This is a genomic window from Serratia sp. MMO-28 (genome assembly GCF_037199905.1).
In the GTDB taxonomy this organism is placed as follows: Bacteria; Pseudomonadota; Gammaproteobacteria; order Enterobacterales; family Enterobacteriaceae; genus Chania; species Chania oryzae.
Genome location: NZ_JBBCVB010000006.1, coordinates 151,282 through 175,559, shown reverse-complemented (window position 1 = coordinate 175,559; position 24,278 = coordinate 151,282). Strand labels below are relative to the sequence as shown.

Annotated in this window: 24 protein-coding genes and 4 pseudogenes; 22 read left to right on the top strand and 6 right to left on the bottom strand. The window is 49.0% G+C overall.

Annotated elements, in window-relative coordinates:
• Positions 1–2: 2 nt before the first annotated feature.
• The 3 genes from WG891_RS07495 (at position 3) to WG891_RS07485 (ending at position 1,787) form a co-directional block, all read left to right on the top strand.
• Entirely contained in the window at positions 3–500 is a 498-nt protein-coding gene (locus tag WG891_RS07495; protein ID WP_337262247.1) for a 4-hydroxylaminobenzoate lyase, read from the top strand.
• Between the two features lie 375 nt (positions 501–875).
• Entirely contained in the window at positions 876–1,295 is a 420-nt protein-coding gene (locus WG891_RS07490; RefSeq protein WP_337262246.1) for a DoxX family protein, read from the top strand.
• A gap of 297 nt (positions 1,296–1,592) precedes the next feature.
• Complete coding sequence (locus WG891_RS07485) at positions 1,593–1,787, top strand: hypothetical protein (protein ID WP_337262245.1); 195 nt, start codon at positions 1,593–1,595, stop codon at positions 1,785–1,787.
• 243 nt (positions 1,788–2,030) lie between these two features.
• On the opposite strand, the gene speA is transcribed toward WG891_RS07485, so the two are convergent.
• Together speA and WG891_RS27015 are read right to left on the bottom strand one after the other, a co-directional pair.
• Positions 2,031–4,019 (bottom strand): biosynthetic arginine decarboxylase, encoded by a 1,989-nt coding sequence (gene speA, locus WG891_RS07480; RefSeq protein WP_443006072.1) that lies wholly within the window; start codon positions 4,017–4,019, stop codon positions 2,031–2,033.
• Positions 4,020–4,244: 225 nt separating this feature from the next.
• Positions 4,245–4,388: a hypothetical protein gene (locus WG891_RS27015; RefSeq protein WP_422066799.1), complete on the bottom strand. Its 144-nt coding sequence runs from the start codon at positions 4,386–4,388 to the stop codon at positions 4,245–4,247.
• 486 nt (positions 4,389–4,874) lie between these two features.
• On the opposite strand from WG891_RS27015, the gene metK reads away from it, so the two are divergent.
• The 3 genes and pseudogenes from metK to WG891_RS07465 all read left to right on the top strand — a co-directional run bounded on the left by metK (position 4,875) and on the right by WG891_RS07465 (position 8,219).
• Entirely contained in the window at positions 4,875–6,029 is a 1,155-nt protein-coding gene (gene metK, locus WG891_RS07475) for a methionine adenosyltransferase (RefSeq protein ID WP_337262243.1), read from the top strand.
• A 280-nt stretch (positions 6,030–6,309) separates the two neighbouring features.
• A pseudogene (locus tag WG891_RS07470) lies at positions 6,310–7,407 on the top strand (IS3 family transposase).
• Positions 7,408–7,565: 158 nt separating this feature from the next.
• Complete coding sequence (locus WG891_RS07465; protein ID WP_337262242.1) at positions 7,566–8,219, top strand: acyl-homoserine-lactone synthase; 654 nt, start codon at positions 7,566–7,568, stop codon at positions 8,217–8,219.
• On the opposite strand, the gene WG891_RS07460 is transcribed toward WG891_RS07465, so the two are convergent.
• A complete protein-coding gene (locus WG891_RS07460) occupies positions 8,197–8,937 on the bottom strand; it encodes a helix-turn-helix transcriptional regulator (protein ID WP_337262241.1) in 741 nt (246 codons plus the stop codon). The two genes, WG891_RS07465 and WG891_RS07460, sit on opposite strands and share 23 nt — an antisense overlap.
• A 445-nt stretch (positions 8,938–9,382) precedes the next feature.
• Between WG891_RS07460 and WG891_RS07455 the strand changes: the two are divergent.
• The 4 genes and pseudogenes from WG891_RS07455 to WG891_RS07440 all read left to right on the top strand — a co-directional run.
• A pseudogene (locus WG891_RS07455) lies at positions 9,383–10,069 on the top strand (IS3 family transposase); the annotation flags it as partial.
• Between the two features lie 162 nt (positions 10,070–10,231).
• Positions 10,232–10,714 carry a hypothetical protein gene (locus WG891_RS07450; RefSeq protein ID WP_337262240.1) on the top strand — a complete coding sequence of 161 codons (483 nt, stop codon included), beginning with the start codon at positions 10,232–10,234 and terminating at the stop codon, positions 10,712–10,714.
• A 61-nt stretch (positions 10,715–10,775) separates the two neighbouring features.
• Complete coding sequence (locus tag WG891_RS07445; RefSeq protein WP_337262239.1) at positions 10,776–10,907, top strand: hypothetical protein; 132 nt, start codon at positions 10,776–10,778, stop codon at positions 10,905–10,907.
• Positions 10,888–11,139 carry a GNAT family N-acetyltransferase gene (locus WG891_RS07440; RefSeq protein ID WP_337265201.1) on the top strand — a complete coding sequence of 84 codons (252 nt, stop codon included), beginning with the start codon at positions 10,888–10,890 and terminating at the stop codon, positions 11,137–11,139. The genes WG891_RS07445 and WG891_RS07440 overlap by 20 nt, the downstream gene beginning before the upstream one ends.
• An 83-nt stretch (positions 11,140–11,222) precedes the next feature.
• Here WG891_RS07440 and WG891_RS07435 read toward each other — a convergent pair.
• Positions 11,223–11,339: pseudogene (locus tag WG891_RS07435) on the bottom strand (transcriptional regulator); the annotation flags it as partial.
• A gap of 539 nt (positions 11,340–11,878) precedes the next feature.
• Between WG891_RS07435 and WG891_RS07430 the strand changes: the two are divergent.
• The 5 genes from WG891_RS07430 to WG891_RS07410 are packed head-to-tail and all read left to right on the top strand — an operon-like array spanning position 11,879 to position 17,240.
• Positions 11,879–13,111, top strand: a complete 1,233-nt coding sequence (locus WG891_RS07430; RefSeq protein ID WP_337262237.1) for an aminotransferase class I/II-fold pyridoxal phosphate-dependent enzyme — start codon at positions 11,879–11,881, stop codon at positions 13,109–13,111.
• On the top strand, positions 13,105–14,067 hold the full coding sequence (locus WG891_RS07425) for a methyltransferase (RefSeq protein WP_337262236.1): 963 nt from the start codon (positions 13,105–13,107) through the stop codon (positions 14,065–14,067). The genes WG891_RS07430 and WG891_RS07425 overlap by 7 nt, the downstream gene beginning before the upstream one ends.
• Entirely contained in the window at positions 14,064–15,029 is a 966-nt protein-coding gene (locus WG891_RS07420; protein WP_337262235.1) for an ATP-grasp domain-containing protein, read from the top strand. Before WG891_RS07425 ends, WG891_RS07420 begins: the two co-directional genes overlap by 4 nt.
• Positions 15,016–16,185, top strand: a complete 1,170-nt coding sequence (locus WG891_RS07415) for an MFS transporter (protein WP_337262234.1) — start codon at positions 15,016–15,018, stop codon at positions 16,183–16,185. Before WG891_RS07420 ends, WG891_RS07415 begins: the two co-directional genes overlap by 14 nt.
• The gene (locus WG891_RS07410; protein ID WP_337262233.1) at positions 16,173–17,240 is read left to right on the top strand and encodes a hypothetical protein; all 1,068 of its coding nucleotides are present in this window, start codon (positions 16,173–16,175) and stop codon (positions 17,238–17,240) included. The genes WG891_RS07415 and WG891_RS07410 overlap by 13 nt, the downstream gene beginning before the upstream one ends.
• A gap of 303 nt (positions 17,241–17,543) precedes the next feature.
• On the opposite strand, the pseudogene WG891_RS07405 reads toward WG891_RS07410, so the two are convergent.
• Both WG891_RS07405 and WG891_RS07400 read right to left on the bottom strand, forming a co-directional pair.
• Positions 17,544–17,838, bottom strand: a pseudogene (locus tag WG891_RS07405) (ATP-binding protein); the annotation flags it as partial.
• Positions 17,777–18,169, bottom strand: a complete 393-nt coding sequence (locus tag WG891_RS07400; protein WP_337262285.1) for a DUF6538 domain-containing protein — start codon at positions 18,167–18,169, stop codon at positions 17,777–17,779. The gene WG891_RS07400 and the pseudogene WG891_RS07405, both read right to left, overlap by 62 nt.
• Before the next feature lie 263 nt (positions 18,170–18,432).
• Here WG891_RS07400 and WG891_RS07395 point away from each other — a divergent pair, with 263 nt between their 5' ends.
• From WG891_RS07395 to WG891_RS07365, 7 genes are read left to right on the top strand one after another with little or no spacing between them, the layout of a single operon-like run.
• On the top strand, positions 18,433–19,350 hold the full coding sequence (locus WG891_RS07395) for a ParA family protein (RefSeq protein ID WP_171887606.1): 918 nt from the start codon (positions 18,433–18,435) through the stop codon (positions 19,348–19,350).
• Positions 19,347–20,699, top strand: a complete 1,353-nt coding sequence (gene dnaB-PI / locus WG891_RS07390) for an SPI-7-type island replicative DNA helicase (protein ID WP_171887604.1) — start codon at positions 19,347–19,349, stop codon at positions 20,697–20,699. Before WG891_RS07395 ends, dnaB-PI begins: the two co-directional genes overlap by 4 nt.
• Positions 20,700–20,701: 2 nt before the next feature.
• Positions 20,702–22,438 carry a ParB family protein gene (locus WG891_RS07385; RefSeq protein ID WP_337262232.1) on the top strand — a complete coding sequence of 579 codons (1,737 nt, stop codon included), beginning with the start codon at positions 20,702–20,704 and terminating at the stop codon, positions 22,436–22,438.
• Positions 22,438–23,160: a DUF2786 domain-containing protein gene (locus tag WG891_RS07380; RefSeq protein WP_171887600.1), complete on the top strand. Its 723-nt coding sequence runs from the start codon at positions 22,438–22,440 to the stop codon at positions 23,158–23,160. The genes WG891_RS07385 and WG891_RS07380 overlap by 1 nt, the downstream gene beginning before the upstream one ends.
• Positions 23,157–23,375 carry a hypothetical protein gene (locus tag WG891_RS07375; protein WP_171887599.1) on the top strand — a complete coding sequence of 73 codons (219 nt, stop codon included), beginning with the start codon at positions 23,157–23,159 and terminating at the stop codon, positions 23,373–23,375. Before WG891_RS07380 ends, WG891_RS07375 begins: the two co-directional genes overlap by 4 nt.
• On the top strand, positions 23,372–24,001 hold the full coding sequence (locus WG891_RS07370) for a DUF2857 domain-containing protein (protein WP_089181340.1): 630 nt from the start codon (positions 23,372–23,374) through the stop codon (positions 23,999–24,001). The genes WG891_RS07375 and WG891_RS07370 overlap by 4 nt, the downstream gene beginning before the upstream one ends.
• A complete protein-coding gene (locus WG891_RS07365) occupies positions 23,998–24,261 on the top strand; it encodes a ParE family toxin-like protein (protein WP_171887597.1) in 264 nt (87 codons plus the stop codon). Before WG891_RS07370 ends, WG891_RS07365 begins: the two co-directional genes overlap by 4 nt.
• The last annotated feature ends 17 nt before the right edge of the window (positions 24,262–24,278 follow it).

The following is a 24,278-nucleotide window of genomic DNA, read 5'->3' as shown; positions in this document are numbered from 1 at the left end:
ATATGTCATACAGTGAAAAACATAAAAACGAGTTTCTTGACGTGGTCTATCAAGTATGTGACGCAATTCGTGGAATGCCACTTGATAATGAGCTAACGAAATATTTGAACATACATTACGGACCCAGTACGGATACTTATCAGACATTATCACGCTTGTTGCGACTCGGGGTTGAAGAAGGGTGGGTTGCTTATGTTGAGGTCGCGGGGCCGAGTTATCGCCGCGGGCGCATTGCGGAGGTTGGTTTTAATACAGCAGGCATGAGCATTGAAAGTGGTCTTTTATGCAATGTAAAAGGTCAATACCACTGCCATACTAAAGGAGAGATCAATATGATCATTCCACTTGAGCCTGGTGCTAACTTCTGTGGCACTACAGAGGGATGGCGTGTATTTGAACCAATGAGTGAACATTTCCCAACAGTGGAAGGAAAAGCGTTAATAATGTTTTTCCTTCCAGATGGCGCGATTGAATACAAAGCGCCACCGTCTCAGCTGTAGCAAATCTTAACCCATTTATTTTGCAGAGTGTCATTAATAACTAAACGCATCCTGGCATTTTGTGGCAGCAATCGACGTGAATCCCTCAATCAACAACTGCTTAAGGGGGGCAGGCGCTACGGTTAGCTGAATTTGAGTTACCTATCTATGATGGCGATGAAGAACTACTGTCATCTAAATCAAAGATTCTATACTGCAATTAACAGATTGAATTTTTAATCGATAACTCATCATGTGATGGTTTAATTAAGCCGTAAAAATCAGCATGAAAGAAAATCATTAGCATTGTGCATCAATACATAGGCCATAAAGCAGTGTTATTATTGCTTTATTGCCTATTTTTTAATGTCATAACTTGTAAGGTAAGGATTACACATGACAAGATTGTCTGCTGGGAATGTTACAAATATTGGTAGCGTTAATCATACGGTACGTATAGCAGGGATTATGCTTTCAATCCTATTTATCGTTGCTGGTTTTATCAAAATAGCCAATTTCGAATTATTTTTGGTTATGCTAAGCAAGGTGGGGGTGCCAACGATTCTTTTAAAACCGGGGGTTTTGTTGGCTATCGCAATTGAACTTGGCTGTGGTTTTTCTCTAGCTTTAGGATGGAAAGCACGATGGGCAGCTTTGATTTTGGCCGTGTTTTTGATACCGTCAACATTGATGTTTCATCCATTTTGGACTGCTAGCCCTGATCATTTTTACAATGAGCTATACCATTTTCTGAAGAACGTAGCATTATTGGGTGGGTTATTGCTTGCATTTAATGCTTACACCTGTAAAGAGTAAAATACCCAAAATAATCTGAGTTGCTTGTATGCCCGTCATACTTCAAGCAACTCGAATTATTTTGGGTATAAGCAGCAACCGAACGAATCCCCAGACATTTACGCAAGCGATTGGCTGGGGGGATAGGAGGTATTAGATGTCCGTTTAGTACGTTAGCTGAATGTTATTGATGGTTTTAACCGTGAGGTATTGGCCATTGAAATTGCAGAATTATGCCACAGGGTGGCAATGGTTTTATAATCACAAACACCTCATAGGGCGTTGAATGGCCGCACACCGATGCCGCATAGATAACGCATGGTCTGCTTTGGTAACGGGGTTTCGGCACAGATTTACCTGAATGGTACGGCGGTGATGGCCAATGATGCATCGGGTATCAGACTGAACGGCCTGACGAATAGAACCGTCTCTGTGAGGGGGGCTCTGGTGGGAACCGCCTCAGGGGCAAGAACTACCAATGCGTTTGGCGTGCTGATCCTTGATGCGCTATAGCTATAAATGCCCCGTACTTTACATTGCATATGCGGAGGGTGTAACCGTAAATAATAAGAGATACGGGCCGTGTCTGTTCATTTCTTTGGCTTATATTTTACCGGATATGATAACCACAACTATTAACCAAAAAACACAGGTTCATCAAGAACCCCCTATGCGCTATGATCCCGTCTGCGTTCGCATAAGTCATTTCAAATAAAGGTTGAGCACTGCTTTGGTGCTCAACCCTTCCAGGCTTAATTACTCATCTTCGAGATAGGTGTACCCATAAAGCCCGGCTTCAAACTCTTCCACAAATTGTGCCTGTAACACGCTGTCCAGATCGGTTTGTTTTACCTGATCGCGGAAGCGGGTCAGCAACACTTTCGGATCGAGCTGCACGTATTCCAGCATATCAGCGACGGTATCCCCCTCGTCAGACAGCTCGGTTTCCACGCTGCCGTCCGGGAAGACGTACACATCCACCGAGGCCGTATCCCCAAACAGGTTATGCATATTGCCAAGGATCTCCTGGTAAGCCCCCACCATAAAGAAGCCTAATGCAGGTGGATTCTCAGGATCGTACGGCGGCATTGGCATGGTTGTCGCCACCCCATCGCCATCGACATAGTGATCGATAGTGCCGTCAGAATCACAGGTAATATCCAGCAACACGGCGCGGCCTTCCGGCGGCTTATCTAACCCTTCCAACGGCAACACCGGGAACAACTGATCGATGCCCCAGGCATCCGGCATGGATTGGAACAACGAGAAGTTGACGTAAAACTTATCCGCCATCCGCTCCTGCAGCTCATCAATAATCGGCCGGTGAGCGCGATTGCTGGGATCAAGCTGCTGCTGGATCTTGTTGCAGATGTTCAGATACAGCTGCTCAGCCCAGGCGCGCTTGGTCAGATCCAGCATGCCGTGAGCATATTGGGTATGCACATCGTGCAGGTCCATCTGGCTGTCGTGCAACCATTCACGCAGTGAGCGGCGGTTTTCCGGTTCATTCAGCTCCTGCCAGGTTTCCCACATGCTTTCCAACGCGCGCGGCGCATCGTCAGCCGGTGGAAGCGGATCGCAGAACTCATTACGCTCAACGCCAATCACATTAGAGACCAACACCGTGTGATGAGCCGTAACGGCACGGCCAGATTCGGTGATCACCGTGGGGTGCGGCAGGCCATGCTCATTACAGGCATCACCTATCCCCCAGATCACGTTGTTGGCATATTCGTTCAAGCCGTAGTTCACCGAGCAATCAGACTGCGAACGTGTGCCTTCGTAATCGACTCCCAGGCCGCCACCCACGTCGAAGCATTGAATGTTGACGCCCAGCTTGTGCAGTTCCACATAGAAACGCGCTGATTCACGCACGCCGGTGGCAATATCACGAATATTGGCCAACTGAGAACCCAAGTGGAAGTGCAGCAGTTGCAGGCTTTCGAGGCGGCCCGCTGCACGCAGGGTTTCCACCAGCTTCAGCACCTGAACCGCCGCCAGACCGAACTTGGATTTCTCACCACCGCTCGACTGCCACTTGCCCGAGCCCTGTGAGGCTAAACGTGCGCGCACACCGAGACGCGGCACCACGTTCAAACGCTCGGCTTCTTCCAAGACCAGTTGGATCTCCGACATCTTCTCGATCACCAGGTACACTTTATGCCCCAGCTTTTCACCGATCAGCGCCAGACGAATATATTCACGATCTTTATAGCCGTTGCAGACGATCACCGAACGAGTCATGCCGGCATGGGCCAGCACGGCCATCAGTTCCGCCTTCGAGCCAGCCTCTAATCCTAGCGGTTCGCCAGAGTTAACCAGGGATTCAATCACCCGGCGGTGCTGGTTGACTTTGATCGGGTAAACCAGGAAGTAGCCACCTTCATAACCGAAAGATTCACGCGCCCGCTTGAATGCGGCGTTAATCGAACGCAAACGGTGCTGCAGAATCTGCGGGAAGCAGAACAAGGCTGGCAGACGCTGGCCGTCTTTGCGCCGTTCTTTCACCAGTTCGGCGAGATCGACACGCGCATGCGGGACGTCCGGATCCGGGCACACGCTGATGTGGCCCAGTTCGTTGACGTCATAATAATTGTTGCCCCAGTAGGCGACGTTATAAGTACGCAGCATCTTGCTGGCATTAAGATCATTCATGGCAACCTCCTGCATGGAGCGCAAAGATAAATTTTCATCCGCTACTGACGGATGGTGAATCAACAGATCATCAGACATTACTCGCCTCATATCGCACACCGGCGATACAGTCAGCCACTATCGCAGCTAAAATCTGTGATAACAACCCAACAACTCGCCATCTTTGCAGTGAATTAATCTGCCGCTCATGGCATGCGATCGGTTGATACCCAATAGATTTATTGTAAGACACCCTATTCAAGCTTTATGAATCGGGGCAAAAAAGATCCCACAGAAAAGCAGCGGGCTACCCTTGTTCAGTGCTTCAGACGAGCGTTAGCCGGCCCGAGAATCCTGAGTAGCGCCCATATGCGTATAACATCGGGTAGATGGTGTGGAGACAAGACGGGAAATAACAGAAGAATAGGCGCCAGAACGGCACTGCTGTTGAGAGCCAACAACCGGTAGACAACGGATCATTAATCCAACCACCTCCACGCACGTCGCTCGTAATGAACGACTAAGCCTCTATAGTGTAAGAACGTGAACGTTCAGTGAAGCGGCGGCACCACCTATCGGGTGCCTACGGTGGTTATGATGCTGCGAGCCGGAATTTAACCAAAATCACATTGTGCATCAAATGAACCGCGCGCGCAGTTTATACCGAACACACGGGGAAAATGCAAAATGAAAATTCGCCAGAAACTGTTTCAAACGATGAAAATGGTGTTAGCAACCCAATGTAAAAGAGCTAGGGTAAAAAATTACTGGCAATCTGGCCAAGGGCTGACCTAAAATAGACGTCCAGATGTTAATACATCTATACTGGTTAACTGCTTAACGGCTTTGCCTGAGGGGCGTTGCAGGATGCATCTCGCCATCAGCGGAAGACCCTTCGCTTTGATGCTCGGATCTCCAGCGCTGTGCAGTAATTTCTAACCCGTCTTATGCAAGGTAAAGAACACAATGGCTAAACACCTCTTCACGTCCGAATCTGTCTCTGAAGGACATCCGGATAAGATTGCCGACCAGATCTCTGATGCCGTTCTCGACGCCATTTTAGAGCAAGATCCTAAAGCACGCGTAGCCTGTGAAACCTACGTGAAAACCGGCATGGTCTTGGTTGGCGGTGAGATCACCACCAGCGCCTGGGTTGATATCGAAGAGATCACCCGCAAAACCGTGCGTGAAATTGGTTACGTCCATTCCGATATGGGGTTTGACGCCAACTCTTGTGCGGTGTTGAGCGCTATCGGTAAGCAATCCCCAGATATCAATCAGGGCGTTGACCGTTCCGATCCGCTGGAACAGGGTGCTGGCGATCAGGGCCTGATGTTTGGCTATGCCACCAACGAAACCGACGTGTTGATGCCTGCACCGATCACTTATGCCCACCGGTTGGTTCAGCGCCAGGCTGAAGTGCGTAAGAATGGCACGCTGCCTTGGCTGCGCCCGGATGCCAAAAGCCAGGTCACCTTCCAATATGACGAAGGTAAAATCGTGGGTATCGATGCGGTGGTGCTTTCCACCCAGCATTGCGAAGATATCGCCCAGAAAGATCTGCAAGAAGCGGTGATGGAAGAGATCATCAAGCCGGTTCTGCCCGCAGAATGGCTCAGTGCCAGCACTAAATACCACATCAACCCAACCGGCCGTTTTGTTATTGGTGGCCCAATGGGCGACTGTGGGCTGACCGGGCGTAAAATCATCGTGGATACCTACGGTGGCATGGCGCGTCACGGCGGCGGCGCGTTCTCCGGTAAAGATCCATCCAAAGTTGACCGCTCAGCCGCTTACGCGGCGCGTTATGTAGCCAAAAACATCGTTGCTGCTGGCTTGGCCGATCGCTGTGAGATCCAGGTTTCCTACGCTATCGGCGTGGCAGAACCGACCTCCATCATGGTGGAAACCTTCGGTACTGAGAAAGTCGCTACCGAGCAGTTGACCCTGCTGGTGCGTGAGTTCTTCGACTTGCGCCCATATGGCCTGATCCAGATGATGGATCTGCTGCAACCGATCTACCGCGAAACCGCGGCTTACGGTCACTTTGGCCGCGAACATTTCCCATGGGAAGCGACCGACAAAGCAGCGCAGTTGCGTGAAGCGGCTGGCCTGAAGTAAGTTTGTTTTTCAGTCGTAACAACGGCGGGCCAGTGGCTCGCCGTTGTTGTTTTCGTGGATGTGGTCATATTGTAAGTATCCCACCCAAGCGGACCCTGCGCTTTTAGATATCTGATCTAACGTGCCGTAACGTTCGCGATGTCTCACTTAGCCGACCATCAGAGATGATCTGGCTACCCTTTGTTAAAAATCACATCCAGATTGAGTGTAGTCCCCCCTGAGTTTAGTCTTACCGCTCAATAGTGTTTTCTGGTTAAAATACAATCAGTGGAGGCTCGTCATGAAGAAAGCGCGTTTCAGTGCAACCCAGATCTTGCGGGTACTGAAAGAAGTTGAAGGGGGCGGCATGTAAAGGATGTGTGCCGCGAAAACGGTGTGTCGGAAGCCAGCTATTACAACTGGAAATCCAAATATGGCGGTATGGAATCCTCTGATATCAAACGTATGAAAGAGCGGGAAGAGGAAAATCGCTGGCTAAAGCAGATGTATGTATCTCTGAGCTTAAACCATGAAATCCTTAAGGATGTTGTAGCAAAAAACGTTAGCGGTGCCTGAAAAGCGTGAGCTGGTGCGTTACATCATGAAGGAACATCAGACCAGTGAACGACGCGGGTGCCGAATTATGGGGGATGAGTCGAAGCCTGTTGCATTACTGCCCGAACACGGCACGGGATATGCCTGTGATCGAGGCATTACAAAAATTGGCACATCAGTATCCGGCTTATGGCTTCGGCCTGATGTTCAATAAGTTACGCCAAGCAGGACGGCCATGGAATGCAAAACTGATTTACCGGGTCTATCGCCTGTTAAAACTCAACCTCCGGCGCAAAGGGAAAAAACGCTTACCTAACCGGTATCCACAGCCTTTGGCTATTCCACTTAAAATGAATCACTGCTGGTCGGTTGATTTTATGAGTGATGCGTTGCTGGACGGGCGGCAGTTTAGATTATTTAACGTCGCCGATGATTTTAATCGAGAAGCGCTGGCCATAGAAGCTGACTTGAATATACCGGCTCACCGTGTTGTTCGCATACTGGAACGACTCAGTGCAGAAAGAGGTTATCCCGCTTTTATACGAAGTGATAACGGACCAGAACTCACGGCAGCAGCCTTAGGCGAATGGGCAGAACGCCACGGCGTGATACTTGATTTTATTCAGCCTGGCAAACCGATGCAGAATGGATTTATCGAGCGATTTAACAAAATTTTGCGAACAGAGATACGTGATATGTATCTGTTTCGAACGTTTTCAGAAGTGCGAGAGTTAACAGAAAGCTGGCGAACAGAATATAACGAGGAACGCCCGCATAGAATGTGCCGCCAGTTATCTATGCGAGGCAAAAACTGAACGGAGATCCTCATTGGCGATGGTACTAAAAACTAGGGGGGGCTACAATATCACTGGTGTACAAAGGAAGGAAGAAAGCGCAAAATAGTGAAAGTATTTCAGGTGGGTTAGCCGTCAACACGTTATTACTAGATAGGGTAATCTAACGAATTTAACATGGAGCATTGAGAGGCTTAGCGGAGGAAACATGTTAGAGATATTCGATATCAACTACACGTCATTATCAGATAAAAAATCAGAAGAACTGTTTACACTCAGAAAAGAGACTTTCAAAGATCGTCTTAACTGGGCAGTGAACTGTATTGATGGGATGGAGTTTGATGAGTATGATAATCATAACACTAATTATTTGTTTGGTGTAAAAGATAATATTGTCATTTGCAGTCTGCGATTCATTGAAATGCAATACCCCAACATGATCACAGGAACATTCTCACCTTATTTCGGGAGGTTTACCCTTCCAGAAGGAAACTATATTGAGTCCAGCCGATTCTTTATCGATAAAATCCGGGCAAGAAAGGTGGGATGTAGCCAATATCCCATCAGCACGCTTTTCTTTTTAGCCATGGTCAATTATGCAAGAAAATTCAACTACGATGGGATATTGACGATCGTCAGTCACCCAATGTTGACCATCCTGGAACGCTCCGGCTGGGGAGTGTCGGTGATTGAGCAAGGCATTTCAGAAAAAAATGAAAAAGTGTATCTACTGCATTTACCCGTTGATACCAAAAACCAAAATGCGTTAATCGAACGAGTTCAACACGCTGTAAATATTGAAAAAAGTAGATTGGCGTCATGGCCACTGGTTTGTTCACTTATGACGGAGAAACTGGCTTGATAAGTTGTAATTCTATGCCAAGGCGTATCGCATGTTTGGCGTTCAATACCCCCAATTTTTTTACGGCATTCCCAATATGAAATTTTATCGTTGGTACTTTGATGTCCAGAATAAGCGCGATTTCCGAATAGGTTTTCCCCATACTGGCCCAATACAGAATTTCATTTTCCCGGTCTGACAGAATATCTTTGTCATTCGATAAATTATGATGTGTTTTTTTAATCATCTCCCTGTACAGGGAGATGATTTTCTCATGCACGGTAATCAACAATGCTTGTAAACTGTCTTTTTTCTCTTCTATTTTTTCCTCTATCTCCATGATTTTTATTTCATCCATCATGATAGATAACATGGCAAGATTATTGTTATGATCATGCAAAACAAAGGTATATCCATTAATAATATTGTACTTTTTTGATAAGTTGAAAATATTTGAAAAGTTATGGAGGGAGTTGATCGAGAGGTTTTCATCCCATGAGAATGAAGAAACTCTATTGAGCGCGTTGAGCACAACAGGGTCTATATGTTGATAGTTGTTTGCTTTATACATCTCGACCCATTCACTAGGGTAATTGGAGATAATTAACATCTCGGTGGGATTTTTCTTGTTTAGTATCATGTACGAATATTTAAAATCACCAAAGGGGGCTAACTTTCGATTCAAATAGGTTTTTATAGCACCGTTGATGTTCTCATTATCAGAAAACAAGATTGACATACCATTACCTCTAAATGAAATAGTCACTTCCCTGTAATAATTAAAGTATAGTACAAAACTAGACCTAAGTCTAACTATCATAATGACATAAAAAACCTATACTTGAATCACTAACTTACTGATAACGAAATAGCAAAAAAAAACCTGACCGTTTGTGAGTCAGGCTGCCGAATAGGCCAACACCAGGGAATCTTTAAAAAAGATCATATAACTATACTATCAGCAGGGGCAAGGTTTCTCTGCTGAGTTTTTTTGCGAATGCCTCTCTTTCTCTTCAATACAGCAGTCATAGATGAGCAAAAAAACCACCACTTCGTTACACGGAAAATGACCTGCTCCCCGTTGATTAGTACACCCCGATATTAGTAATGTCTTCATAAACCACATGAGGACATCCCCATGAAGAAGCGTTTTTCCGACCAACAGATCATCAGTATTCTCCGCGCAGCGGAAGCTGGGGTACCGCCGCATCTGGCAGCTGCTGCGCCGCGAAGGGCTTCATGTTAATCACAAGCGAGTATACCGGCTCTACCATCTCAGTGGACTGGGCGTAAAACGCAGACGACGTCGTAAAGGGCTGGCAACAGAACGTCTGCCGCTGCTCCGCCCGGCGGCGCCTAATCTGACCTGGTCGATGGATTTTGTCATGGACGCGCTGGCCACCGGTCGCAGGATCAAGTGCCTGATATGTGTGGATGACTTCACGAAGGAGTGCCTGACGGTCACTGTTGCCTTCGGGATTTCAGGTGTGCAGGTCACGCGTATTCTGGACAGCATTGCGCTGTTTCGCGGCTATCCGGCTACGATAAGAACTGATCAGGGCCCGGAATTTACCTGCCGCGCGCTCGATCAATGGGCCTTTGAGCATGGCGTGGAGCAGCGGCTTATTCAGCCCGGAAAGCTGACACAGAACGGATTTATTGAGAGTTTTAACGGGCGCTTTCGCGATGAATGCCTGAATGAACACTGGTTCAGAGACGTCAGCCATGCCAGGAAAACCATCAGTGAATGGCGTCAGGATTATAACGAGTGCCGCCCGCACTCCACGCTGAATTATCAGACGCCGTCTGAATTTGCGGCGGGCTGGAGAAAGGGTAATTCTGAGAATGAAGGATCCGACATTACTAAGTGAGCGTTGTATCTAATCCTGGGTGCAGGTCACTCAAGTTGATTTAAAATCAAGTGAATATGTAGCTAACCGGCTTAAAGACAATATTTCACGTGCGCTGAAAAAAAGGAGAATCGTGAAGAATTACAAAAAAATGTTACAGAGGTATTCGATAAATTAACATATTTGATTGGTACTGTATTCGAAGAAAATAAATTATCCATTCTGCTAAAGAGTGAAGCGAAAACAACTGAATATAGCTTTGAAACAGATGCCTACGGTGTAAATAAAGAAAATATAGCCTGTAAAGTAAATGTGTTTGAGGTGAAAGCCAAAAAAACAGAGATAATGTTTGCGCCAGTGAAGAAAGATTTTAATAGAATGCCGAACACATTTATCAGCTTTAAACTGTACCCTAACTTTCCCGAACAGGATGAATTGAATTCAGTTGCCCGATTTATCCCACCAACCGAATTAACCCCGACGCCAAAAACCAATATAGCTGAAACTTATTTCCTGAGCTACATCGTGGATGATTGCTGGACACTGACCGTGTATCATACCCCTAAACCCAACCAGCCCCAGGAAAAGCTTTTAGAAGAGAAGCTGAAAGTAAACGGTATCCTGAGAATATTCTACAACATTTTTTATGCTGATTTGGGTACCTGACCACAGGGTTACACGTTAGGAAAATCCTTCGGGGTTGCCCTTTTAACAAGGATATTTAATAATGAAATGGCATAAAAAAATTGCATTAAAATTAAATAAAAGCACTATTCATCATGAAAAGCAAAATAACACCATTGTTGATGAAATAGAGATAATAAAACAATGTAATATTGATGAGGGATATGTTTTTTAACTGCATGCTACGTGATATAAAAACAGGATACTTGTATCTAACAAGATATGATGGAGAAAGTATTAAATTAGCAGATATTTTTGTTTTTGACAATTACAGAAACATAGGTGTTGGAAGTAAATTATTGGAGGAAGCAATAAAGTCTGCATCTTTATTAGAAATAAAGTTTATTTATGGCGTTATATGTGGTGAAGAAAAAACTACAAGGTTTTTATCAGTCATTTGGTTTTGAAGTGTCAGGAAAAAATATAAAAATTGAACTAAAAAATAATTTATAAAAGCTAATTTTATATTAAATGTGGCTTTTTTAATAGATTAAACGTGAAAAGCAATGCGTTTTCCAGAAGGTAATTCAACATCAAGGCTTAGTTTCCCGCTCATTGCCTCAACGTAGCGTTTGAGTGTAGCAACTTTAATCTCGTTTCCACGCTGCTACTTGGTGTGTCTATGAATCTAACCTGACGCTTTGTTCAAAAAGTGTACTTAGCGTACATTCCCATACGGTTGGGCTTTAGACCCCATGTATTGCATCCCGTTGCAGATCGAGGTTCTGGTCATCGGTTGAGATACGGGCATACCCGATTGGCACATTTTTCTCCAAGAATTGTTAATATACTTAATAAAAAATTCTCATTCATATCGCTATCATCAGCAGCAGGAGCTAAGTAAAGAAAACGAACGTTTTGTTTACTTAGCTCACCGATGGTTAGGCAACTGGCTGTGTTTATCCGGGGTCGGTTTGGATATCGAAAATTATTGTACGTTAAGGTTTTTTTTTGAGCGCTAAAGCGCGAAAGAAGCGCAACCTGAGCGGATTCAGGTCGGCCCTCAAACCCCTTGGTAGAGATGCTGGATTCTTTAGTTCTTTAAATTACATAAAAATAACTAATGATTTACGATTTGTTAACATTATGGTTATTTGATGTTTCTGGTATACATAATATGTAGTGTAATGGGCTGAGGAAACTAAAATGGCTGCAAAAAACTGGTTATCCGATCGTATCAATTTAAGCAGACCCCATCAGGAAGAAATATGGGCTCAGGGAATAAATGATTTAACGATTGCATCTCGGACTGATGGAAGAGGAATTGTTTGCAGCGCTGGGCGGGAATATATCGATTTTATGTCTTGCTCTTATCTCGGGCTTGAACAGCATCCGGCACTAGGTCAGGCCATTAAAGCGTCGGTTGATAAATTTGGTGTTCAGTATGCAGCCGCAAGAACACGGGCAAAATGCGATATTTTTGATGAGCTCGAAGAAAAGCTGAACACGATTTTTCTGGACTCCTATACAGTGATTTTCAATTCTGTGGGGGCCGCGCATCTGGCAGTCCTCCCGATCCTAGGCTCAGGAGAGTTGCCGGGTTACAGCATCAGCCCAAAAGGCGTACAGTGGATCGTGGATAAAACGACACACGCCTCGGTGCAAATATTACAGGGGATCCTGGAACAGTTTGGCCGTTACGACAGGGTAAGCTTCATTGACCCGGATAAATTGTATACAGCATTAGACCTTTGCTGGCAGAACGGCAAAACGCCCGTACTAATCTCAGACTCCCTGGGTTCAATGGGGGGCAGTAATGACGTACGTTCTCTCACGCAATTAGCGGCAGAGTATCAAGGGTATTACTATGTCGATGATGCGCATGGTACCTCGATCATCGGGAAAAATGGGTGCGGGTACACGCTGCACCAGACAGGGGAATTCAGTGACAATCTTATCCTGCTCTCCTCGCTCTCAAAAGCGTTCGGCTCTCATGGTGGTTCTGCCTCTTTCAGTCACCCACAGGCCGCCTCATTCATCAAAAAATATGCGCTGAATTATATTTTTAGCGGCCCTCCCTCCTTACCCGGTATTGCTGCATGCGCGGCCTCTGCGGATATTCATCTTTCAGGCGAAATCACTGCACTGCAAGCGAAGCTTAAGGACAATATTCACTTCTTTGACAACGCAGTACATAATGTTGAAGTCAAAGATAAAGCTAGCCCCATCCGTACGATCCACATCGGCAGCGAAACCGAAGCTGTTAAAACCTCAGGGCGACTCCGCAGCCATGGTTTTCTGGCCACCGCGGCCATGTATCCAACAGTCCCTAAATCGGCAAGCATTATCCGGGTAGCCCTTTCTGCCGCGCATTCCATCGACGATCTTGAGCGATTCGCCGCATCAGCAAATGTCATTACAGGGGAGACGGCATGCTGACAGAGCTGATCACCGCCTACCGCTATTCGGCGGCCTTGCATGCGTTCGTGAAGCTCGGGGTACCCATCTGGCTGGGGCGCATGGGACCAATGAGCTTGAATGACCTGTCTGCAGCCAGCCAGGTGGAGGCCCATCGTCTGTCACGCCTGCTGGATGTGATGGCAGAGCGCCGTGTTGTGCGTATTGAGGATGCGCGCTATGTCCTGGCAGATGAGGCCGGTGCCTTGGCGGACGCAAACAGCCTTGAAACTCTGTGGATCTTGTGCGAACTGGGCGAGGAATACTGGAGTATGTGGTCGGAATACCCCTCATCCCTGCGTTCTGACGCCCCGGTATCCGCTTTTGAAACCCGTCATCGAGAGCCCTTCTTTTCATACCTCCGCACCCGGCCAGAACTGAAAGGCACCTTCGACGGACTGATGGCAAAAATTACCGAGGAACTTTCCACTGAGCTCGTCAACCACATTGTGTGTGATGCGCAGGCAGAAGCCGTGGATGTGGGCGGAGGGCAGGGTGTGCTGATGAAAAAACTTCATCAGCGCTACCGTCTTAAATCCGCCACTGTGCTCGATGTTTACCCTGAGAACAGCTGGAAAGAGGCCGGCATCGACTTTGTGGATGGTGATTTCTTTACCGAGATCGTCGGGGGCAAGAACATCTATATCCTGAAAAATATTCTTCACGACTGGGATGATGCCAGCGCCTTAAAAATTCTGCAAAACTGCCATCGTGCCATGACGCCAGAATCAAAGCTATTTGTCATCGAAATCATCAAGCAGCCTGAGAGCAGCAAAGGCAAGACGCTGGACTTGCTCATGGATGCACTCTTTCTGGGGAAGGAGCGGTTTTATGATGAATATCAGGTGCTGGCGCAGGCGGCGGGCTTCGTCATTGACAGAACATTCTCCACCTCGCTGTCACAGTCCGTCATGGTATGGCGAAAGGATAACGCATGAATTTATACTGGATCGTCGCAAAGGAAGAATACAGCAATGTGACCGGGATTGAGCAGGCTTATGCAGAGTACACCCGTGAACTCGGGAAACGGGGTATCGCCTTCAGCTTTATCGCGCTGGAAAACTGCATCGTCTCCTCTCACCCGGACAGGGGACTAGTGCTACTTTACAAAGACCAGCCGCTGAATGAATCTGTTGCGGCATTTATAATCTCCCCCGCCAACCTGAATGCCCAGGCCCACGCCATCTCCTCGACGCTGCGCCATTTCCTTCGTATCAAAGGTGCATGCCTGCTGAACGACGGGATTGCAGGTATTGAAACGCTGGAGTGGGACAAAATCGGCCAGATGACTCTAGCAGCGAAAGCCGGCGCGCCAGTGCTCCCCTTTAGCATGCTCGGGTATCACCGGCAGGTAACTCCTACCATCGAGCACTTTGTTGCCCGCTACCCCGGCGAGTATATTTTTAAACCCTCCTGCACCGGTATGGGTTTTGGCGTGATCAAGTCAGAGAGCTGTCAGCATGCGGTCAGCATCGGAAATTTGATTTCGACATCGCCTGTCGAATATTTCATGATGCCCTTTCTGGCTGACGCGTGTGATGTCCGGTTTTTCTTTATCGCGCAGAAACTGGCATTCATTAAATTCCGCAAACCTCGCGGGAAAGGCTATATCGGAAATGTCGCCCTGGGCGGAGAGCAGACCATCCTGCCGGAACAGACGTTCCTGGCGGACTATGGCCGTGCACCATTTTTCCAGGAAATGCTGCAATTGTCCCGGGACATAATGGCGCAGGCAGGCTGTGCGGTATTGTCAGTTGACTGGCTAATGAATAACGACGGTTTTTATTTTAACGAAATGGCAACGGCCGAAACAGGCCTGACGAAGCTCCCCGAAGGCATCAGGGCATTTGTGTTCGATCAGTTGGCAAGGATAATTCACGATAATCATGCATGCGAATAAAACGACCTGTTTCATTTATCTGACGGTATTTCTCGCGGAGTTTTCATTCTTCTTTGCCCTCCCACTGCTGGGGAAATCACCAGATCTCAGTGCCTCCAGTGTGGCGGCCTGTCTCGCCGGGGCGGTCCTGCTGGAAAGTCTGCTTATGCTGACCTCTACTGGCTATCTTGAGCGCTTTTCCAGAAGGAGGTTAATTTCTGTTTCCCTGCTGCTGAGAAGCTCTGCCTTTTTGACGATTTATCTGACATTGTCATTACCCGGCTGGCTGCTATTCTTTTTGCTTATTGCGGTATCAAAGTCGGTATCCAAACCCTTTTTGCGGGAGGTGCTAGTCGCAACCCTGAGCGGGCCGCAGCTAAAAAAAGCACTCAATACGTTCTCGCTGTGCCAGAACTCAGCGGTATTCGTGGCACCGATGCTGGCGGTGGCGGCGATGAAATTTGCATTTATCGGGACCGTTTTGCTGGTACTGCTTCTCTCCGGTGTCGTGATGGCCCTGATTGCGCTGCGAGTCATTTATACTCTTCCTGCCAGCCATAAATCGTCCACCGGTTGGCCACTAGCGGATATGCGGGTAGGGTTTCAGGGTGTCATGGCCAGTGCAGACATACAGCGCATCCTGCTTTCATCGTTCTTCTGTTTTCTCATTATGGGGGTTTTCATAACCGCTACGACGCTGCTGGATAAGATCAATCCCGACTTTGGTGCATACTCCGGGGTATTTTTCTCTATCGTCGGTGTGACCATCTGCCTGTGGCAGGGGGGCGTGGCGAAACTGACCTCCTTCAGCGACAGGTACAGTTCGCAAGTTATTATGGTGGGCGGGGTACTGTCATCAGCCTATTTGCTGGGTTCAGTGTACATCGCTGTTGCGGCGTTGATTGCCTACAGCATTTATGAGTCCGTGATCATTCCGGAGCTTTACTTTCAGGCCACACATATTGCGTCTGGTGTCTCTGCCAGCGTGCTGTTCAGTTACATTCTGATTGTGTCGAATGCAGGTGAAGCACTCGGCTCCTGGCTCACCGGATTTGCGATCACGCATCTGGCTGACCATGTCCCGCTGTTTATCTTTATCACGGTTCTGAGCTCCGCGATGATTTCGTTCATTTGCCTAAAAACAACCAACAGAAAGGAGGCTCCGTGTCAGCCATAGTCTTCGCCACCGGTGGAACCACCGCTGATGCTAGAACCGTTGAGCATCCATGGGAAAATTATCAGTTTGTAACGTCGGCGGCGGCGCAGGCGCTGCGCCCCCTGTTTAGGGATTTACATGTCCAGGCGGTCGCGAACTGCCTGACGGCGGGCAATCTGTGGGGCGGTTTTCTGTTTGCCCATGAAATTTGCCGTCATCTCGAGGTGAAATATTATCCTTTCGCCTCGGTTGTTGAGCATGACGCACTTTGTGACGCCGTATATGTAGGTACCATTGACACGATAATATGCCTGCCAAGCTTTGCTGAACGTTTATTGATCCCGGAGCGTAAAGCGCACCTGGCCTCCGTTAGGAACATTTTTTATCTCGGGGAAATGTTCCCCGACTCACTTGTCGAAAAGGCGCAGAAGCTGCTTCCGGACGTGTGCATCAAACCCCTGGCGTACACGTCGCAGGAAACCGGTCCGATCGGTTTTCAGTGCGCGCACCTGAGTGGTACCCGCTACCATATTTATGAGCATGTCGACCTGGTTTGTTCCCCGCTTAGCGGTGAGTTCAGTGTAACGGTCAGATATCCCGGACAGAGCCATCTGCTGGATCATACAATGGGAGACGTGGGCGTCCTCGAGCGCAATGTCCTTTGTCCGTGTGGCCATACAGGCGATGTCCTGCATCTTCAGGGGCGGATCCCCACATCAAGAAACATCCTTGGCACTTCGGTTTCAATCCACGAGTTCGCCCGTGTGTTGTCTGAGGGCTCTGACTCCATTTCCGATACTGATCTGCAACTGGTTGAGGTCGATTACGAAGAGCGAGGCCTAGGGCTTGTTCTGATGGTGTGCCAAAGAAGCCGGCTCTCAGCAGACACAATTGGCGATCGGCTTAAATCATCACCACTGATCAGAGAATTGATCAGCGACGCCCTGTATTTTCATGTTTTCATTGCAGAAAAGCGAACGTTTCTGAAATCCGAGTCAACCCATAAAATCAAACCCTTCATGAGGACGAAGTGCCGGCCTGCTGAAGAAAACACATCCTGCCTGAAGATAAAATAACTAATTTATGTGTTTGATGCTCAGTTGTCATTTCCCGCACTCGCATCGAACGATCTGGGCTTTTCTCACCAAATTATCGTCGTCACAGCACAGTCCGTTATGACGGTAATTTGGCATAATCAATTTCTGTAGCAAAAAACCTTTACAACGAGGTCATTTTTTATGCAAAGATTTTTCCTGTCATTATGCTAGTTAGCTCACTTTTCTTTTTCCTCTTCTCGCTTTTCTTGGGATCTACTTGGAAAAGGGAAAGCCAACCACGCTAAGACTATTTTTTCGCCATTTTTAATGTCCGCTATTTGATCACTTTTGTTGCCCGCTTTCCGCCATTTCATCTTCATTGATTGGAGTTGCGTTTTTGGCCAGCCTCCCCGCTTTGCGCTTTTCTTTCAACTGGTAGCTTTATCCCTTTGATATTCAGTGTCGTTGAGTGGTGCAACAGTCTATCCAGGAGCGCCGTTGCCAGGACGTTATCGCCGAACATCTCTCCCCAGTCCGCGAACCCTTTATTGGACGTCAGAATGATGCTCGCTTTTTCATATCGGCGGTTCAGCAACCGGAAGAACAGACTGGCTTCCTCTCTGGTCATTGGTAGATAACTGCCCGTTATCATCGGTCAGTCCATAACCCTCATCGTATTTCTGTACATAACGTGCTTTGATGAGTTCCGGCTGCTGTAGGATTCTTGTCATCCATACTGAAGCGATCACCTCTGTGTCGTCCTGCGTTACGGTTCGCTCTGCTCGGGCATTCTGGATGATCGCGTTGATTTCAGCCAGAGCGGCAGGGGCTTTGAGTTTGGCTTGCTCAAGATCTTTCGTCTCAAGGGAACGTTTTATCTCGCCTTTGCCGATAGCTGGACGTAGCTCCTGAGGAACCGCTTTGCGGATGTTGTAGGTGCCATTTCGGTCTTTGGTAGGCTTTATCATAATGCCCATTTTGTACCACCTTTTTGTACCACCGGGAAGCGGGGCCGGAGGAGAGATAAGGGCGGTAACTACTGGTAAACCAACAAGTTGTTGACTCAGAAAGCAAAAACCCCCCGCCTAAGCGAGGGTTCGAAATGATGGTGCCCGGACTCGGAATCGAACCAAGGACACGGGGATTTTCAATCCCTGTGCTTGTTGCAAAATTGTTAAAGGATATATAATTTAACCGTTTACACGCGAATTGATAAATTCGAGTGTAAAACATGCATACATTAGCTAAATCCACATCTATAGGTGTTAGCCACCCGGCACCTCGTGTTATCCCTATGGTCTCAACCAAAGGGGGCGAAGGTAAATCCACTCAAAGCGCCAACCTTGCAGGCTTCCTTGCCGATGCAGGTAAAAAAACTCTCCTCATCGATGGTGACCACTCCCAACCCACCGCAAGCAGCATTTTCTCCCTGGAATATGAAGCCCCCAACGGTTTGTATGAACTGTTGATGAAGACAGTCGATCTCAATCACCCCGAAGAAATCATCTCCCGTTCTGTTATCCCAAATTTAGACATCATCGTTTCCAACGATCCCCACGACCGTTTATCCTCTGCCATGTTGCATGCCCCTGATGGTCGTATGCGGCTGAAGAATGTTCTGCAGCACCCTTTGTTCAACGAGTACGACGTCATCATCATTGACTCCAAAGGTGCGGCGTCTGTGATGCTCGAACTGATTCTGGTTGCCAGTACAGAGTTCGCTGTCGGTGTTATCAAGCCTATACTGCCGGATACGCGTGAGTTTCTGCGTGGCACATTGGGGTTGATGGAAGGATTATTGCCGCTGACCAGCTACGGTATTGCGTTACCGCGTATCCGCATTCTGACGAACTGCATGGAGTACACTAATCTGGATTGGCAGACTCTGGACAGTCTGCGCGGCATTATCGCAAACGGGCAGTATCTGCGTGCAGATACCTTCGACGTCTCCCTTCTCGACACCATCATCCCCAAGCTTGAAATTTACAAAATGGGGCATGCTTCCGGCCAACCTGTTCATCGTCTCGAAAGAACCACAACCCGTACATCAACGCTCGCTGCTGCTGACACTATGTATGAGCTGGCCTGCGAGTTGTTCCCTCACTGGGTTGCCGACTTCGACGTTCTGCGTCAGGAGGCAAATCTATGAAGGCTGATATGCATATTCCTTATTCTTCGGATGCCGAGCAGGCCGTCCTCGGCGGCTTGATGCTGGATAACGAGCGGTGGGATGACATTTTGCCATTAGTTGAAGATCGTGATTTTTATCTGGCGGTACATCGTCGTATTTTCCAGGCCATGGCTCGCCTAATGGCTGTTCAGCAGCCGATTGATCTGATTACGCTCCATGAGTCATTGGAACAAAATGGTGAGCTCGAGCAGGTCGGCGGTTTTGCCTATCTGGCGGAGTTGTCGAAAAACACACCGAGCGCAGCAAATATTGTCGCCTATGCCGGGATTGTCGCTGAACGCAGTCGACTGCGTAGCCTGTTGCAGATCGGGCGTGAATTGAGCGCTGATGCTGCCAATCCCCGCGCAGATTCTGCCGCCCTGACCGAAAGGGCAGAACAGCAATTGTTCCAGCTCTCTGAGCAAACACAGTCACAGCAGAATGTCAGCCTGACCGATGGACTGAATGCTGTCGTGACTTATCTGGAGACGGTGAATGGCGGTAATGGTATCACCGGCACCCCGACTGGCTTCTCAGAGCTGGATGTGATGACGTGTGGTTTGCAACCGGGGGATTTGTTTTTGGTTGCGGCACGGCCATCGATGGGTAAAACCGCCTTTGCGTTGAGTGCTTACACCGGCGCGCTTCGTGGCACGGAGAAACCTGCATTCTTCTTTAGTCTGGAAATGCCGCGCGAGCAGTTGCTCCAACGCCTTATTGCTGTTGACGGGCGGGTTGAACTTTCAAGGCTGCGCAGCGGCCAGTTGGATGATGAAGACTGGGCGCGTATTTCCAAAGCGATGGAGCGGTTGTTGCCATTGGAAAACCGCCTAATTATTGACGATGAATCGTATTTGACCCCCGCATTACTGCGTTCCAGGGCACGGCGCTATACCCGGTTGTATGGTTGTCCGGGTTTAATTATGGTCGATTACCTGCAGCTGATGCGTTGCCCTGGCCAGGAAAACCGCACCCAGGAAATTTCAGAAATTTCCCGCAGTCTGAAAGCGCTGGCCAAAGAACTTGATTGTCCCGTTGTGGCGCTATCTCAGCTGAACCGACAGTTGGAAAGCCGTGCTGACAAACGTCCCTTTAATGGTGACCTGCGAGACTCTGGTGCGCTGGAGCAGGATGCCGATGTGATCGCCTTCATCTACCGGGATGAGGTCTATTACGCTGACTCTGATGATGCCGGCACGGCAGAAATTATCATTGGTAAGCAGCGTCAGGGGGCAACGGGCACCGTTCGCGTCAAGTTTGAAGGGCAATTCACCGCGTTCAGTGACTTCCACGATGGTCAGTATGACCAATACTCGGGGAGGGCGTAACCATGGCGCGTACTAAACCCAAGATCCTCGATCTGAACAGTGCTTTGCTCCAGCAGGGCAAGACTGCAGCAGGCACGCAACCTTTAGCCCCTGTGCTGGCGGAAACCCCCGTCAGTGAAATGCCGTTGGTATTGACCCTGGATGAAGTGAACCCGAATCCGGATAACCCGCGCACCACCCGCAACCCCAAATATGATGATATTAAAGCGTCAATTCGGGCACGCGGTTTGGACACAGTGCCAAAAGTAACTCGTGATCCAGAGCGTCCTGAGCTGGGATATTTCTTCAGTGATGGGGGGAATACGCGTTATGCGATCCTTTCCGAGCTCTGGCAAGAAACAGGCGAAGAGCGATTCTACCGCTTTTCTTGTGTGTTCAAACCCTGGCCAGGTCGGCTGTCCTGTGTCATTGGCCATTTGGCTGAAAATGAAGTGCGTGGAGATCTGACGTTTATCGAGAAAGCGTTTGGGATCAAGCAGGCACGTACGCTTTTTGAAGAGCAGTTGGGAAAAACAGTCTCTTTACGTGAACTTTCAACGCTGTTGGGTGAGTCCGGCTATCCGGTTCATAACTCCAATATCAGTCGGATGGAAGATACGATCCAATATTTATACCCTTATATTCCACGTTTACTCGAGTCAGGTTTAGGACGTCCACAGATTCAACTCTTGTTAGCCTTACGTGGGAATGCTGACAAAACATGGCAGCGTTTTATCATTGATGTTGAAGTAACTTGTACCTTTGATGCAGTCTTCGGAGCAGTCTGCAGTCACTTTGATGACCCTGAAGTCTATTCACTGGATATGTTTCGTGATGAGTTGATCGGTGCGCTCATTAACGCGTTGCCACACCCGTTGCTCAATTATGACCGCTGGCTACTGGAGCTCGATCCCAAAGAGCAAAACCGGCGGAAGCACCTCGGTGAGCCTGAGTCGGCATTAACGCCTGAGCTGTCAGGCAAGGGCAATACTGTCGAGTTGGCGCCAGCACTGCAGCAGGAAAATACCGACGGACCGACGGCACCTGAAGTGCAGGGGGAGGGCTCTTCTTTGGTACTGGACAGCGCGTTGCCTGGGTCAACGGGTGATGCCGATGATGAATCACAGAACGCTCAGGAAGAGGAAACGCCTGCAACTCAAACTGAACGCCGTGTTGAAACTCAGCCAGATTTATACGGTGCGCCTTCTGTGTTGTCGGGTGACGTTGAAACGGTTTTAGACGGTGAGAATACCACCGTCCCCCTGCCTGACACTCATGAGTCGACAGCCCTTCACAGCAATACAGGGACACAGCCAAATCAGGGTGTAACCCCTGTTGCAGAGGTGCCTTTTGCCGAGGTAGGACTTGAGCCAGTCTCCTCCATTTGGGCTATTTCTGCCCTGCAGGATGATATCGAGCACCTGCAGGTGATCACCTTCCGATTGGCATTCGAACTGGCCGAAGTGGCGGGCTGCGCGGCTGAAATCAAAGCTGATAAAGCCGACTTGCAGGCTGCCGGCTACGCATTGACTGCCGAACGTCCCTCTCGCTTCACCGCGTTACTCCTGACCCTTGCCGGCAACAACCCGGACGGCGCCTCATCCAGCTCGCTCAATGAAGCCCTCATCGGGTCGGAAAATGCTGCTGACTGGCCGTTGCTTGACGATATTCATGCCGTGAAATTGATGCGCCTTATTCGCGTCTTACGCCGTCTGCGTGAACTGCAGCGTGACTTATCTGCAACAGAGGAGACAGCCTGATGAGCCATTCACAACGACAGGTGCGCCTGGTGAAACTGGTGCGCAAACTGCTTGAGCTGGCCCGTAGCAACAGTAATGCGCATGAGGCTGGACTGGCGTTAGCCCGGGCGCAAAAACTGATGGAGAAATACGGTATCAGCGAGCTGGAAGCCAGCCTGTCATCTATTCAGACGGCACCGAGCCGGGGAGCGCCTTCCGAAGCGAAACAAAAACTGCCTGAATGGATGTCCGGGCTGGCGTGGGCGATTGCCCGCGCCTTTGGATGCCGTTTGTATTTTTCCTGGCGGGATAGCGCGTCGGGCCCGCGCCGCAACGTGACGTTCTACGGTTTTAGTGAGCGGCCGGCCGTTGCGGCTTATGCGTTCGATGTGCTGAGCCGGCAGTTGAAAGATGCGACTGCAGACTACCTAAAAACCCAGAATAAGCGCCTGAAAATGAGCACGCGCCGCGCCCGAGCAGAGCAGTTTCGTGCCGGCTGGGTTGCCGGCGTTCGCAGAGTCATCACGACGTTTACCGTGACAGAACAGGAATGCGAGCTGATGGGAGCCTGGCTGGAAAGCCAAAAGATGGGTGAGCTGCAAACGCGCGCCCCGAAAACCTGCCGCGGTGATGATATTGCCCGTTTACGTGGATACGAAGCAGGCCAGAACGCCCGTTTACACCAGGGGGTTCCGGGGGCTGTGAACACTGGCATTGGTTATCAGGGAGGACGCAACTCATGAACCCTTATTTGTACCTTCTCACAATGCAGACCTTCGCTTTTTGGTTCCTGCTTCTCGGTATGGGCAACGTTCCTGATCCCAGAACGTGGTTTAAGGACAAGGGCAAAAACTTCATTTCAGCGTTGCCATTCCTGTTCGTTTCCATGGTGTTGCTGGCATGCTTGTTTGCTGTTTTTTCGAGATATTTTTCAGAAATCGGGGGGGCTTCACTATGAGTAATAGCTTGTCTCAGGCGACGAACAGCCTGCTCACTCAGCTCGTGATGGAACTTAAATCAGGCTATATCCGCCGCTGTGAATCTCTGGGGCTGACCACGGAGGAGATGCAACTGCTGCACGGTTTGACCATTGAAGATCTGCATTACCTGATGAACAGCTCGGTATCGGTGCTGACCTTCCAAATCCATCACGAGAATTTTTCTCTGATGCTGCAACATGCGCGCCGTGAGCAGCAACGTATGCAGCGGATTGATCGTGCACTGGCGTTGGGAGGCTCTATCGAAATGATGCAGCACTATTTTGGCCTCTCGACCGTTGAAGTTGCAGCCCGCCGACGCATGACCGGTATCAACATTCGCCAAGGGCGCTGTGCTGCGCTCAGCGACGACGAGAACGCGGCATTGTGGCGCCAGTGGCAAAAAGCCGACATCGATGACGCCTCCAGTGCCGATGGACTGGACGTCATGATGCTGGCCGCCGAACAGATGGATGTTTCTCTGACGGCTGTCTGGAATGCCGTTCGCAGCTTTGATGCCCCTCAGACGGCGGCCGCCAAAAAAGCCATTCAGGCCGTGCGTACGCCACGCGCTACGCCGGGAGGAAATACAAGGAGGCTGGCATGAAGCCTGTGATGTTAATGCCGGGGTTGCAGGTCCCCCGTTCGGCGCCACCATCCTGCCAGAGAAAGGCGAAGGAGCAGGTCTGGCGTTTCCGCCGCGGGGAACGTAACTATAAGCACCTTCATGTTAAAGGCAAGCACGCCCCCGGGCGTGCCTGGATGAAGATTGATATCGGTACCAGCTGGCGACTGCTCAGCCGAAACAGTGGTGATGACTGGGAGCTGTTGACCCATGAACGCTACAACAACGAACTGTGGAAATGATGACACTGACCCTGTAC

Bases quoted from the DNA above. Each gene is read 5' to 3' on its own strand.
- WG891_RS07370 (WP_089181340.1), top strand. From the start codon at position 23,372: ATGAGTAATAGCTTGTCTCAGGCGACGAACAGCCTGCTCACTCAGCTC.
- metK (WP_337262243.1), top strand. From the start codon at position 4,875: ATGGCTAAACACCTCTTCACGTCCGAATCTGTCTCTGAAGGACATCCG.
- WG891_RS07365 (WP_171887597.1), top strand. From the start codon at position 23,998: ATGAAGCCTGTGATGTTAATGCCGGGGTTGCAGGTCCCCCGTTCGGCG.
- WG891_RS07430 (WP_337262237.1), top strand. From the start codon at position 11,879: ATGGCTGCAAAAAACTGGTTATCCGATCGTATCAATTTAAGCAGACCC.
- WG891_RS27015 (WP_422066799.1), bottom strand. From the start codon at position 4,388: ATGATCCGTTGTCTACCGGTTGTTGGCTCTCAACAGCAGTGCCGTTCT.
- WG891_RS07490 (WP_337262246.1), top strand. From the start codon at position 876: ATGACAAGATTGTCTGCTGGGAATGTTACAAATATTGGTAGCGTTAAT.
- WG891_RS07460 (WP_337262241.1), bottom strand. From the start codon at position 8,937: ATGTCAATCTTGTTTTCTGATAATGAGAACATCAACGGTGCTATAAAA.
- WG891_RS07400 (WP_337262285.1), bottom strand. From the start codon at position 18,169: ATGATAAAGCCTACCAAAGACCGAAATGGCACCTACAACATCCGCAAA.
- WG891_RS07440 (WP_337265201.1), top strand. From the start codon at position 10,888: ATGAGGGATATGTTTTTTAACTGCATGCTACGTGATATAAAAACAGGA.
- WG891_RS07465 (WP_337262242.1), top strand. From the start codon at position 7,566: ATGTTAGAGATATTCGATATCAACTACACGTCATTATCAGATAAAAAA.
- WG891_RS07445 (WP_337262239.1), top strand. From the start codon at position 10,776: ATGAAATGGCATAAAAAAATTGCATTAAAATTAAATAAAAGCACTATT.
- WG891_RS07415 (WP_337262234.1), top strand. From the start codon at position 15,016: ATGCATGCGAATAAAACGACCTGTTTCATTTATCTGACGGTATTTCTC.
- WG891_RS07495 (WP_337262247.1), top strand. From the start codon at position 3: ATGTCATACAGTGAAAAACATAAAAACGAGTTTCTTGACGTGGTCTAT.
- WG891_RS07485 (WP_337262245.1), top strand. From the start codon at position 1,593: ATGGTCTGCTTTGGTAACGGGGTTTCGGCACAGATTTACCTGAATGGT.
- WG891_RS07385 (WP_337262232.1), top strand. From the start codon at position 20,702: ATGGCGCGTACTAAACCCAAGATCCTCGATCTGAACAGTGCTTTGCTC.
- speA (WP_443006072.1), bottom strand. From the start codon at position 4,019: ATGAGGCGAGTAATGTCTGATGATCTGTTGATTCACCATCCGTCAGTA.
- dnaB-PI (WP_171887604.1), top strand. From the start codon at position 19,347: ATGAAGGCTGATATGCATATTCCTTATTCTTCGGATGCCGAGCAGGCC.
- WG891_RS07375 (WP_171887599.1), top strand. From the start codon at position 23,157: ATGAACCCTTATTTGTACCTTCTCACAATGCAGACCTTCGCTTTTTGG.
- WG891_RS07420 (WP_337262235.1), top strand. From the start codon at position 14,064: ATGAATTTATACTGGATCGTCGCAAAGGAAGAATACAGCAATGTGACC.
- WG891_RS07425 (WP_337262236.1), top strand. From the start codon at position 13,105: ATGCTGACAGAGCTGATCACCGCCTACCGCTATTCGGCGGCCTTGCAT.
- WG891_RS07380 (WP_171887600.1), top strand. From the start codon at position 22,438: ATGAGCCATTCACAACGACAGGTGCGCCTGGTGAAACTGGTGCGCAAA.
- WG891_RS07395 (WP_171887606.1), top strand. From the start codon at position 18,433: ATGCATACATTAGCTAAATCCACATCTATAGGTGTTAGCCACCCGGCA.